Genomic DNA, 12,116 nt, shown 5'->3' with positions numbered 1-12,116 from the left:
AAATTCATACTTATTGGTAAATATTGAAGTTATGGGAGTGGGGTAGGAGGGGTTGCAGGGCTCTGGAAGATGGCCGGCACGATTGCCGGCCCGCAAGCCTGGGGGCTTGCCCCACGGAAGAGGGGACTGGGGGCTTTCGTTTGGATACGGCTCGGCAGCGGCACGGCAAGACCCGATGGGCGCGGCGGATTAGCGTTGCGCCAACGGTGTACCGAGGCGGCGTTTGCGATGCGACCAGGCCAGGAGGAAGGACGCCAGGGCGATGCCCGCGGCGTAGCCGGGTTCGGGTACGGCGGTGGGCGTGACGGAGTCGAACGTCGAGCCGATGCGGAGTTCATCCATCGTGAAGCCGCCGTAGTTGTTGATTGTCAGAAAGTCGATTGCGCCCACGTCCACGTTGGTCTTGGTTGCATCGGCTACTGCTGGTTCCGGCAGGCCCGGGGTGGGGTTGAGGAAGAGGGAAAGCGTATCGTTGCCTGCATGGAAATCGGCCCGGAGGACGAAGAGTACGCTCTGGCCTGCGACGACCGGTGTGGAGGACAGGCTGAGGTCGTTGACCGGGCCTTCCAAGCCATAGACAGACTGGTTGCCGGAGAGGCCGGCAAACACCGAGCCGAGGTTCAGGCCGCCGTAGTAGCCGAAGCCGGCATCAGGCCGGAGGAGGAAGCTGAAGTAGACGGTGGTGTTGTCGGCGCCTTGCGACGTGCCGAGGTAGCGAACCCAGGTGGCCACGGAGGAGCCCTGGTTGGGTGGTTGGGCGCCTGCGGTGGAGAGTGAGCCGCCGGACACCGCCAAGCCGCCGGAGGTGAGCGAAGCGGCTGCGATGGTGGCGTCGAGGCCGCCGGGGGTCCCCCAGGCTCCGGACCAGCCGGTGCCGCCGTTTTGCAGGAAGATGCTGGAACCGGGCTGGTAGGCGAAACCTTCGTATTGGTAGAGGGTCGCGCCGTTGGCGAGGGTGCCCGCCCACAGCCCAACCGCGAAAATATTACGCAGCCACCGATTCTGTCCCATGGCGTGTCCTCCTGGTGATCTGATAATTCTACGCGGTTCTCGGGAGGGCTGGTGGAGGCGGGGGCCCGGTATGCTGGGGATGCGCGGAGGATTGATCACGGGACGGGAACTATGAACTGGCGAAAACTTGCCGAGGATGACTATTTTCTCTTTGCCCGGTCGTACCGGATGGCGGCCCGGAAGCTGGCAGACGGCCTGGATCACGAGCCTGGGCCGATCCCCGAGTTCGATTTGAGCCCGGTGCTTTCGGCGTACCGGCTTGCGCTCGAGCTCCATCTGAAGGTGATTGTGCTGGGAGAGGGCGGGGCGTTTCTGTCGGTGCGGCCGGACGTCCTGTCGATCCAGAAGACCAGGTCCCTGCCCTTGCTGGCCCAGTTTGTCTGCCAGATTGTGAAGACGCTGCGGTGGGAAGCAGTGTTCTGTTGCGACGGTGTGAGGAACCTGGCGGAGTTTCGGGCGGCGATTGACGAAGCGCATGAGATTGACCCGGAGTATGGCGCGTTCCAGTGCGCTGCCGGTTCCGCGGGTCTGGGCGGGCAGGAGAGGGTGAGCGTGCTGGAGTTTGTGCGGCGGTTGGAGGGGCTGCTGCAGTTGCTGGAGGGTATTGCGGATGCTATGGCGGCGGAATGGGATCTACGGTGTTGGGCTGGTGGGGATGAGGGTGGGCCTGTGGGGGAGATTCCGGTTCAGTGTGGGGGGGGAGGATGGATGGAGGGAAGATGGCCGGCACGATTGCCGGCCCGCAAGCCTGGGGGCTCGCCCCACGGACGAGGCCTGACCCACGGAGGGGGCGGTTGGAGGGTTGGGGCGGGCTGTGGGTAGATAGTTACTTCCAGCCGCCGCCCAGCGCTTTGTAGAGGTCTACCACGGTTAGCATCTCGTCCAGGCGGATGCCGGCCAGGGCCAGTTCGGCCTGGAAGAGGTCGCGGTCCGCGTCGAGGGCGTTCAACTGGGTGTCGACTCCGCCGCGGTAGCGGACATAGGCGAGGCGGGTGCGATCCTGCAGGGCGTTGACTAGGGCTTGCTGCCGTTCGCGGCTTTCGCGCATGCGGCGGTGGGCGATGAGGGCGTCGGAGACTTCGGTGAAGGCGACCTGGATGGTCTTCTCGTAGTTGATCAAGGCGCCCTGGCGCTGCGCCTCGGCCAGTTTCACATTGCTCTTCAAGCGGCCGGCGGTGAAGATGGGCTGGCTGAGCTGGGGCACGAGGCTCCAGGCGGCGCTGGGTCCGCTGAAGAGGCTGGTGAGCTGGGTACTCTGCCCGCCTAGGAGGCCGGTGAGGCTGAGCTGCGGGAAGTAGGCGGCCCTGGCCACGCCGATGCGGGCGTTGGCACTGACCAGGAGTTGTTCAGCGGCGCGGATGTCCGGCCGGCGCTCCAACAGGCTGGATGGCAGTCCGGCGGGCACTTCGGGGGGCAGGGTTTGCTGGTTGAAGCCACGGCCACGGACGACGGCGGCGGGGTTCTTCGCGACCAGCAGGCTGATGCGGTTCTCGGTCTGTTCAATCTGCTGCTGGAGGACGGGGATGGACTGCGCCGCGGTTTCCACCAACTGTTCGGCCTGCCGGAGGTCCAGCATGGTGGCGACGCCGCCGCTCTGCCTGTTGCGAACGAGTTCGAGAGAGTCCTGTCTGGTCTTCAGGGTGCGCTGGGAGATCTCGAGGGCATAGTCGAGTTCGCAGAGGGTGAGATAGGCGGTGGCGAGATCGCTGACCAGGACAGTCACGACGGTCTTGCGGTTCTCTTCCGCGCTGAGCAGTTCCGCGCGCGCAGCTTCGGTGGCGCGCCGCCACTTGCCCCACAGGTCCACCTCGAATGAGAGAAGGTTGAGCGCGGCGGAGCCGAAGGTGCGGTTCTGCTCCGGCAGGACGGAGGGGGGGAGGTTGGTGGCTCCGGTACGGGAGAGGCGATTGAAGTTGATGGAGCCGGAGGCGCCGACGTTGGGGAACTGGTTGGAGCGGGTAATGCCGACGACGGCACGAGCGGCATCGACGCGCGCCACCGCGTCGCGGAGGTCGTAGTTGTTGACCAGGGCTTCGCGGATGAGGCCCTGGAGTCGTTCGTCCTGGAAGACCTGGAACCAGGGGGCATCGGCCAGGGAGGCGGCCTCCGTGTCGGGGGGCTGCGGCTCCGGCATGCGGTAGCCTTTGGGCACGGAAACGTCGGGGCGCTTGTAGTCCGGTCCCAGGGCGCAGCCGGCGAGGGTGAGAAGGGCCAGGGCGAGCAGTGCGTGCTTCATGCCGCACCTCCTTTCCGTTCCGCTCCGGCCAGCCGTTTGACGACGACGTAGGAGGCGGGGACGAGGAAGATGCCGACGAGACTCGCGGCGAGCATGCCGCCGATGACGGTGGTGCCCATGATCTGGCGGGCGACGGAGCCGGCTCCGGAGGCTGTCCAGAGCGGCACGCTGCCCAGGATGAAGGCGAAGGAGGTCATGAGAATGGGGCGCAGGCGGAGGCGCGCGCCTTCGAGTGCGGCGTCGACCAGCGAGCGGCCTTTGGCCAGTTCCTCGTTGGCGAACTCAACGATGAGGATGGCGTTCTTGGCGGCGAGGCCGATCAGCATGACCAGCCCGATCTGGGAGTAGACGTCGTTCTCGATCTGCACCAGAAAGGGCGGGAGATAGAGGCCGGAGATGGCGCGGCGTGCCCAGAGTACGCCAAAGGCGCCGAAGACGGCCACCGGGGTGGTGAGCAGCACGCTGAAGGGTAGGGACCAGCTCTCGTAGAGCGCGGAGAGGATCAGGAACACGAACAGGAGGGAGAAACCGAAGATCGCGGAGGGGGGGATGCCTTCCGAGGCGCGTTTCTCCTGATAGGACATGCCGGAGTAGTCGAAGCCCATCTCCGCGGGCATGGTTGCGGCGAAGGTTTCTTCGAGCGCTTTCATGGCCTGGGTGGAGCTGTAGCCGGGGGCGGAGGCTCCGTTGAGCTGGGCGGCGCGGTACTCGTTGAAGCGGACGGTGAACTCGGGTCCGGTGCGCGACTCGAAGTGAGTGAGGGCGGAGAGCGGGACGGTTTCGCCGCTGGTGTTGCGCACGTAGAACTGGCCTACGTTCTCGGGGCGCGTGCGGTACTCGCCTTCGGCTTCCACATAGACCTGCCACTGGCGCCCAAAGCGGTTGAAGTAGTTGACGAAGAGCCCGCCCATGAAGGTCTGGATGGTGCGGTAGACGTCGGTGAGGGGGACACCTTGTTTGATGGCCTTATCGCGATCGACGACTACGAATTGCTGGGGCACGCTGGGCAGGAAGGTGGTGGTGAGGTTGGCGATTTCGGGCCGCTTGCGGGCGGCGGTCATGAACTTGTTGAGGTTGGACGCAAGGAAGGCCACATCCTGGCCGGAGCGGTCTTCGAGCAGAAACGTGAAACCACCGGAGGTACCCACGCCCGGGATGGCCGGGGGCGAGAAGCTGAAGGCCACGCCTTCGGGCAGTTTCGCGAGTTCGCGATTCAGGTGCTGTTTGATGGACTGCATCTGCTGGGCACGCTCCTGGCGGCTGCTCCATTCCTTGAGGGTGATCCAGGCAAAGCCGTTGTAGCTGGTGCGGGCGAAGCTCAGGAGACTGAAGCCGACGACGGTGGTGGTGGATTCGACTCCGGGGGTGGCGGCGATGATCTTTTCCACTTTGCGGGCCAGGGCGTTGGTGCGTTGCAGAGAGGCGGCGTTGGGCAACTGGATGTTGAGGAAGAGGTAACCCTGGTCTTCGTCCGGGACGAAGCTGGTGGGCAGACTGCTTCCCAGGAAGCCGCCGCCAACAGCGCAGAGACCCAACAGGAGCATGGAGAAGGCGCTCTTGCGGATGAGGGCGCCGGAGCCGCGAACATAACGCTCAGTCGCCTGGCCGAAGACGCGATTGAACCAGGCGAAGAACGAGCCGCCGAAGCCGGCACTGCCGTGGGTCCTCGGCTTCAGCAGCAGGGCGGCCAGGGCGGGGCTGAGGGTGAGGGCGTTGAAGGCGGAGAGGATGACCGAGACGGCGATGGTGACGGCGAACTGTTGATAGAGGCGTCCGGTGATGCCGGGGATGAAGGCAGTGGGGATGAAGACGACGGAGAGAACGAGCGCGATGCCGATGACCGGGCCGGTGATCTCGGCCATGGCCTTGCGGGCTGCGTCGCGAGGGGAGAGTCCTTCTTCGATGTAGCGTTCAACCGATTCGACTACCACGATGGCGTCGTCGACCACAAGGCCGATGGCGAGCACCATCGCGAACATGGACAGGGTGTTGATGGAGAAGCCGAACAGCGGGAAGAAGATGAAGGTGCCGACGAGGGAGACGGGTACGGCGAGGAGCGGAATGAGAGTGGCGCGCCAGCCCTGGAGGAACAGATAGACGACGAGGATGACGAGGACGATGGCGATGAGGAGGGTCTCGACGATTTCGCGGATGCCCTCTGATACGGCGCGCGTGGTATCCAGCGCGACGATGCATTCGACGTCCTGGGGGAAGCGCTGCCGTGCCTCCTCAATCAATTTCCTGACACCTTTCGCGGCATCGACGGCGTTGGATCCGGGCAGCTGATAGACCGCGATGACGGCGCTGGGATTGCCGTTGAGGCGGCCGGCCACGCTGTAATCCTGGGCGCCGAGTTCAACCCGGGCCACGTCGCGGACGCGGACCACCGCGCCGTCAGGCGTGGCGCGGAGGACCATATCGCCAAACTCTTCAGGCGAGGTCAGGCGGCCTTGGGCGCGAACGGAGTAGGTGTATTCCTGTCCCTGCGGGATGGGCTCGCTGCCCACCTGGCCGGCGGGGTTCACAGTGTTCTGCGACTGAATGGTGGAGACGATTTCGGGGACCGTGATGCCGAGCTTGGATAAACGGTCGGGCCTGACCCAAAGTCGCATGGCGTATTGGCCGGCGCCGAACACCTGGACGCTGCCGATACCCGGGACGCGGGTGAGTGGATCGTTCAGGTTGATGTAGGCGTAGTTGGCGAGGAAGCGCTCGTCATGGGAGCCCTTGGGGGAGGATAGCGCGAGTAGCATCAAGGGCGCGGTGACAGACTTCTGCACGGTGATGCCGTAGTTCGTCACTTCCTGTGGCAATTGAGAGGCGGCGAGGGTTTCGCGGCTCTGGGCGAGGATCAGGTCAATATTGGGATCGGTCTTGATATCGAAGTTGACCACCATGCGCATCTGCCCATTGGCAGTGGCATTGACGGAGTACATGTAATTCATGTTGTCGACGCCGCTCATCTGTTGTTCGATGGGGGTAGCCACCGCCTGTTCCACGGTCTGGGCGTCGGCGCCGACATATACGGCTGAGATCTGAATTTCGGGTGGTGCAATCGCCGGAAACTGCGCGACGGGGAGGCTGAAGATCACGACGACGCCTACAATCACCGTCAGCAGAGCTATCACCATGGCCACAATAGGCCGGTCGATGAAGAAGTTTGACATGGCTGGCTATTTGGCCTCTCCGGATTTCCGGGCAACGTAGGGTTTTGGGTCGACGACTACGTCGTTGCGCAGTCTTTGCAGTCCTTCGACGACAACCTGTTCGCCAGGCTTCACACCCTCGCTGATGATCCAATCGTGTCCCACGCGATCGGCAACTTTGACGGCGCGGATCTGCACCTTGTTATGAGCCCCGACGACCGCCACCTGGTAGCCGCCCTGGAGTTCAGACACGGCTCTTTGCGGCACCAGCAAGGCTCCAGAGACAGACCTGGGGGTGAAGCGGATCTTGGCGTATTGGCCGGGTCGCAGGGTGTTGCCTGGATTATCGAAGAGTCCGGCGATGCGGATGGCGCCGGTGCGCACATTCACCTCGCGATCGGCGAAGTAGAAACGTCCGCGATGCTCATAGGGGGTGCCGTCGGAGAGGATCAACTGGAGATCGAGATTGCGGCGCCGCTCGGCCAGGGTTTCCGGTGTCGAGTAGCGGCGATGGAAGTCGAGATATTCCTGCTCGCTGACGGTGAAATAGCATTTGATGGGGTCGAGGGTGGAGACGGTGGTGATGGTGCCGGCGGCGGGACTCACGAGCGAGCCCACCTGCTGGAGGGCGGCTCCGGCGACCCCGTCGATGGGAGAGACCAGGTGTGTGAAGCCGAGGTTTAAGCGGGCCGTTTCCTCGGCGGCGGTGGCGGCCTGCACTTCCGCCTCAGCGGATTCGATCTGCGACTTGGCCGTTTCCACCTGCGCCTTGGAGGCCTGCACCTGGGCTTTGGCGGCCAGATTATTCTGGATCGCGTTATCGAGATCCTGCTGGGTGATCGCCTGTTGTTTGGCGAGGGGTGTATAGCGTTCCACATCGAGGCGCGCCCGGCCCTGGTTGGCTTCCGCGACTCCTACCTGGGCCTCGGCTTCCAGCAGGTGGGCCTTGGCCTGGGAGAGCCGCCCCCTGGCCTGGGCGAGTTGAGCGCGCGCCTGGTCTACAACGGCCTGGAACGGCCGGGGGTCGATCTGGAACAGCAATTGGCCCTTGGAAACGACGGATCCTTCGCTATAGCCTTGGCGCTCAATGTAGCCGGAGACCTGGGCCTTGATGTCGGCGTTCACCATGCCTTCGAGGGTGCCCAGCCATTCGCCGTAGATGGGCACATCGCGCTGCTGCACCTGGACTGTTTCCACGGTGAGGGGCGGAGTGGATTTGGCGGCGTTGGAATTGCTGGTGCATCCAGCCGCCAGCAGCGCCAAAAGAATGGCAAGGGTCCAAACCAGGGTCCTACACATCGAAATCACCTCCATGCAAAAACGACAAGACATCAGCGGGCTAGAGAGGCGGGCTGCCCTCTCACTTGCCACGATGGGTTCAGGCCAGGCCGGCAAGTTGCCGGCGGTCCAGTCTCCCTCTTCGAATTCGAGTGTGCAGGAAGATCCGAGGCGGTACATCCCGCGTTCGAGGCAGATGGGGCTACCCGTTTCCCCCTGTAGCGCTTACACCCAAACGAGGTAGGCGGGTGTGCCCCGACGGGGTGATTGTGGGACCACAACGCCTCTGAGGATCTCCGGCTTTACGGCGCGGCCCATGCCTGGCAAACACGACGCATGGCCAGGTAAAACACAGTCAAATCCTGCAATAATTGATCCACGGGATGTCAGCGATCGGGGGCAGGGCGGGCAGAAATGACGCGTCGTCAGGTCATCATGGTATCGGCGTGCGCACTGGGCGCGGGTTGCCGCAGCAAGCCGGACGCTCCACGGCCAACGGTGGAGTTCACGCGCATTCCGCAGGCAGACATAAACGGTTCCGACCGGCACGACATTATTGAGGGCAAGGTAGCGGGCGCGCGTGAGGGGCAGAAGATCGTCCTTTATTCGAGGAGCGGGGCATGGTGGCTGCAACCGCTGCTGGAAGCTCCCTTCACGAGGATCCAGCCAAATTTGAAGTGGCGCAATGCCACGCACCTGGGCAGCGATTATGCCGCGCTGCTGGTGGACGCGGGGTATCGGCCGGAGCGGAGCATCCAGACCCTGCCGGCGGTTGGCGGGCTTGTGGCGGCGGTGGGTGTCACCAGGGGCGCCTCCGCTTCCCCATCACCCACACTGCAATTCAGCGGCTATGAATGGCGCATCCGCACCGCAGTCAGCAATCGCGGCGGGCGGAACAATCCGTATTCCGGCGAGAACGCCTGGACCGACCCCAGCGGAGCGCTGCACCTGCGCATCAGGAAGCGGGGCGAGCGGTTTGAATGTGCCGAGGTCGCACTGACGCGGAGCCTGGGTTATGGGACGTACTCGTTCTCTGTGCGCGACCTATCCAAGCTGGCGCCCGAGATTACGCTGGAGATGTTTACGTGGGATTATTCCGGCGCCGGACAGAATAATCGTGAGATGGATGTGGTGATCCGGCGGCGCTCATCCGCTCCCATCCAGAGTGCGCGGTTTGTGGTCCAGCCGTACCAGGTCGCGAGCAATTTGTACGAGTTCAATTTGCAGGCCGGAGACTTCTCACACGCGTTCCGCTGGGAGGCTGGGCAGATCGACTTCACGACCTCGAAAAAGGGCAACGGCCAGCATGCCGTGGCCCAACACAAGTTCACGCTGGGAATTCCCACTCCGGGCATGGAGTCTGCCCGCATCGCCCTATATTTGCCAAACAGCGCGTCCCAACACCCGGCGGAAGGGGAGGTTGTCGTTGACCGGTTCGAATACACGCCCTGATACCGGTTGGCGGCGATACGGGTTGCTTGCGGGTCTGGCGCTGCTGAATTCCGGAATGCCCGCCGCCCTGGGCCAACCGGGCCAGAACGATCTACCGCAATACATCCGGGACGAATGGGATGAATCGCGCGGGTATCCTGGCGGCCGCATTTACGGAATTACACAAACCCGTGACGGATATCTCTGGATTGGCACTGACCGCGGCCTGATTCGTTTCGACGGGACAGCGTTTCAGGTATTCCGGCAGATGGGGCCCCGCCGAGCGCCACTGGATTTCGTCTTTGCACTGGCAGGCGACTCGCAAGGCAATCTGCTGGTCAGCACGGAGGGACTCCAACGGCTGCGCCTGCGGAACGAGGAGTTGGAGGAACTGCCCCGGCTGCCCGGCCAGCCTGGGGATCCACTCTCCGCGATCTATCCGGAGAGCACGGGGTCGATACTGATTGCCACGGTGCGCAGGGGGCTGATCACTTACAACGGCAAGGGTTTCACTGCCCTGGAGGGCACGCGGCCAGACATCACGGCCGCTGTTCGAGCTCGGGATGGCACCATCTGGATGGGTACGACCATCCACGGCGTGTTCCCCTATCCCGATAGTCAGGTTCCCCCTGAACTGCAGGAGTTGCGTCGCAATAAGATCAACGCGCTGGTCCCGTTTGGGGCTCACGGCTTCAGGGCGGCGACTGACAAGGGGTTATGGCAATGGGATGGCGCCGGCACACCCGGACGCTTCTTCGGTCCCACGCATATCCAGGCGATGCTGGAAGACCGGCAGGGGCAGCTCTGGCTGGGCTCGACGCGAGGGCTTTACCGTCTAGGCCCCGGCGGCGGCGCGCAACTCGTGAGTCCTCACTCCCACGACTTGGTGACCTCTCTCTTTGAAGACCGTGAAGGGGATATCTGGGCGGGCACTTCCACCGGAATTGTACGGCTGCGGCAACGGATTCTGACGACGTATGCACTCGATTCCGATGCGGGCCGAAACCGCGGCGCTATCTTCGCGGACGGCGAGGGGGCGGTGTGGTGCGCCAGTCCGAATCTCGGGCTTGTCCGCATTCGCGAGGGCCGGACCGAGCGGATGCTCGCCACGGGAGATTTCGCTTCGCTCAGCGGAGCCGGGCGGGCGTTGTGGTTGGGGCAGAAGGACGGAACAGTGCTGCGGGCCGAGCCGGCAGGGACGGCCTCCGGCATCTCCGCCAGGAAGGAGGCACAACTCAGCCAGCCGGTCATTTCCCTCTTCGAGAGCCGTGGGGGGACTGTGTGGGCGGGATTGCAGAACGGCGGGGTAGCTGAGATCGCGAAGGGGCACTCCACACTGCATTCAGCCGCGGGCGACCTTCGCCTGAATACAGTGACCGCGATCGACCAGGCTCGCGACGGGGTGATGTGGTTCGCCACGGCGAACGGCATAGCGTCGCTCTCACAGGGCCTTTGGAGGAGTTTTACCGCCCGCGAAGGCGTGCCGCCCGGTCGTATCAATTGCATCCTGGCAGACAAGGCCGGCGTGCTGTGGGTGGGAGCCGACCAGGGGCTCGGTCATATCGCAAACGGCAAGGCTTATCTGGCGGCTTCGAATCTGCCATTGCTGCATGAACCGATCTTCGGCGTGGCGGCGGACCGGGATGATTTCCTGTGGATTCTCACGGCGCATCACGTGTTGCGAGTCAAACGCTCCGATCTATTGAACGGCAATGCGAGGCCCGTATTCATCCGGCAGTTCAGCGTCCACGACGGACTGCCGGCCAACTCTCCGAACCGCACCAGCCGATCCATTGCGACGGATGCGGCAGGCCGCATCTGGATGTCGCTGGGCAACAGCCTGGTGATGGCCGATCCATCGGCACTGCGACAACCCTCCGCGCCCACCCTGGTTCAAGTTCAACAGATCTCGGCGGACGAACAGCCGCTGCGCCTGGCGGAGACGGTCTTCATACCAGCAGGGCGGCAGCGAACGGTCATTCACTTCACCGGACTGAATCTGGCGGCTCCGGATCGCGTGCGGTTTCGCTACAGGCTGGGCGGCTTCGATCACGATTGGAGTGAACCCACTACCGCGCGAGAGGCGACGTACACGAACCTGACGCCCGGCCTCTATCATTTCGAACTGCGGGCCAGCAACATCGACGGGTTGTGGAATGAGCCGCCCAGTGAAATCGCATTGTATGTGGAGCCCACGCTATGGCAGACCCTGTGGTTCCGCACTTCGGCGGCCCTGGCGATCTGTGCGATGGGCTTCGCAGCCTACCAGTTGAGATTGCGCGCCGTGCAACGGCAGTGGAACCTGCGATTTCAGGAACGGTTGGATGAGAGAACCAGAATAGCGCGCGAGTTGCATGACACACTGCTCCAGAGCTTTCAAGGGCTGATACTGCGCTTTCAGGCCGTGCGGGATATGTTGCCGGAAGAGCCGGCCGCCGCTGGCGAGGCCTTGGAGTTTGCGATTGATCGAGCCGCGGCGGCCGTTACCGAAGGCCGGGACGCCGTGCAGGCGCTACGCGGTGAAGAGGAATTCGATGATCTAGGCGAGTCGCTGGCGACGGTCGACCGCGAGTTCAGGGACGAGATGCGGGGCTCGCGGGAGTTTGGAGTCGACACCAGCTATCGAGTCCTGGTGGAGGGCACACCGCGACAGTTGCACCCCGTCGTGCGGGACGATCTGTACCGGATTGCGCGTGAGGCGGTGCGCAATGCATTTCGCCACGCGCGGGCCAAACAGATTGAACTCGACATCCGGTATGACGATGGCGCATTCCGGCTGCGGGTGCGCGATGACGGGGCCGGAATTGATCCGCAGGTATTGGACTCCGGCCGCCGCAAGGGCCATTACGGACTTCCAGGCATGCGCGAACGAACGACGAGCATAGGCGGACAATTCGCCATTTGGAGCAAACTCGAGCGCGGCACGGAGATCGAAGTCACAATTCCGGGCACGATAGCTTATGCGCGTATTGAGGAATCGGGGAATTCCGGTTTATACTGACACCATCGAGGGC

General features: G+C 63.6%; 7 protein-coding genes. 3 read left to right on the top strand and 4 right to left on the bottom strand.

Annotated features, from left to right (window positions below):
- Positions 1–189: 189 nt before the first annotated feature.
- Positions 190–1,011, bottom strand: a complete 822-nt coding sequence (locus ACR9Y2_RS18880) for a hypothetical protein (protein ID WP_435043134.1) — start codon at positions 1,009–1,011, stop codon at positions 190–192.
- Between the two features lie 111 nt (positions 1,012–1,122).
- Here ACR9Y2_RS18880 and ACR9Y2_RS18875 point away from each other — a divergent pair, with 111 nt between their 5' ends.
- A complete protein-coding gene (locus ACR9Y2_RS18875; RefSeq protein ID WP_435043133.1) occupies positions 1,123–1,833 on the top strand; it encodes a hypothetical protein in 711 nt (236 codons plus the stop codon).
- Positions 1,834–1,837: 4 nt separating this feature from the next.
- Here the strand turns inward: ACR9Y2_RS18875 and ACR9Y2_RS18870 are convergent, their stop codons facing one another.
- Genes ACR9Y2_RS18870 through ACR9Y2_RS18860 form a run of 3 tightly spaced genes read right to left on the bottom strand, consistent with a single transcriptional unit; the run spans position 1,838 to position 7,692 of the window.
- Complete coding sequence (locus tag ACR9Y2_RS18870) at positions 1,838–3,247, bottom strand: efflux transporter outer membrane subunit (RefSeq protein WP_435043132.1); 1,410 nt, start codon at positions 3,245–3,247, stop codon at positions 1,838–1,840.
- Positions 3,244–6,414, bottom strand: a complete 3,171-nt coding sequence (locus ACR9Y2_RS18865) for an efflux RND transporter permease subunit (protein ID WP_435043131.1) — start codon at positions 6,412–6,414, stop codon at positions 3,244–3,246. Before ACR9Y2_RS18865 ends, ACR9Y2_RS18870 begins: the two co-directional genes overlap by 4 nt.
- A gap of 6 nt (positions 6,415–6,420) precedes the next feature.
- Positions 6,421–7,692 carry an efflux RND transporter periplasmic adaptor subunit gene (locus ACR9Y2_RS18860; RefSeq protein WP_435043129.1) on the bottom strand — a complete coding sequence of 424 codons (1,272 nt, stop codon included), beginning with the start codon at positions 7,690–7,692 and terminating at the stop codon, positions 6,421–6,423.
- Positions 7,693–8,085: 393 nt separating this feature from the next.
- Between ACR9Y2_RS18860 and ACR9Y2_RS18855 the strand changes: the two genes are divergently transcribed.
- Positions 8,086–9,123, top strand: a complete 1,038-nt coding sequence (locus tag ACR9Y2_RS18855; protein WP_435043127.1) for a hypothetical protein — start codon at positions 8,086–8,088, stop codon at positions 9,121–9,123.
- 55 nt (positions 9,124–9,178) lie between these two features.
- The gene (locus tag ACR9Y2_RS18850) at positions 9,179–12,103 is read left to right on the top strand and encodes a sensor histidine kinase (protein ID WP_435043126.1); all 2,925 of its coding nucleotides are present in this window, start codon (positions 9,179–9,181) and stop codon (positions 12,101–12,103) included.
- Positions 12,104–12,116 lie beyond the last annotated feature (13 nt).

It is taken from the genome of Paludibaculum fermentans (genome assembly GCF_051172195.1).
Lineage (GTDB): Bacteria > Acidobacteriota > Terriglobia > Bryobacterales > Bryobacteraceae > Paludibaculum > Paludibaculum fermentans_A.
This window is presented reverse-complemented; position numbering and strand designations above follow the sequence as displayed.

What these genes read in the sequence shown, in the direction of transcription:
- ACR9Y2_RS18880 (WP_435043134.1), bottom strand. Translation starts at nt 1,011, where the DNA reads ATGGGACAGAATCGGTGGCTGCGTAATATTTTCGCGGTTGGGCTGTGG.
- ACR9Y2_RS18875 (WP_435043133.1), top strand. Translation starts at nt 1,123, where the DNA reads ATGAACTGGCGAAAACTTGCCGAGGATGACTATTTTCTCTTTGCCCGG.
- ACR9Y2_RS18870 (WP_435043132.1), bottom strand. Translation starts at nt 3,247, where the DNA reads ATGAAGCACGCACTGCTCGCCCTGGCCCTTCTCACCCTCGCCGGCTGC.
- ACR9Y2_RS18865 (WP_435043131.1), bottom strand. Translation starts at nt 6,414, where the DNA reads ATGTCAAACTTCTTCATCGACCGGCCTATTGTGGCCATGGTGATAGCT.
- ACR9Y2_RS18860 (WP_435043129.1), bottom strand. Translation starts at nt 7,692, where the DNA reads ATGTGTAGGACCCTGGTTTGGACCCTTGCCATTCTTTTGGCGCTGCTG.
- ACR9Y2_RS18855 (WP_435043127.1), top strand. Translation starts at nt 8,086, where the DNA reads ATGACGCGTCGTCAGGTCATCATGGTATCGGCGTGCGCACTGGGCGCG.
- ACR9Y2_RS18850 (WP_435043126.1), top strand. Translation starts at nt 9,179, where the DNA reads ATGCCCGCCGCCCTGGGCCAACCGGGCCAGAACGATCTACCGCAATAC.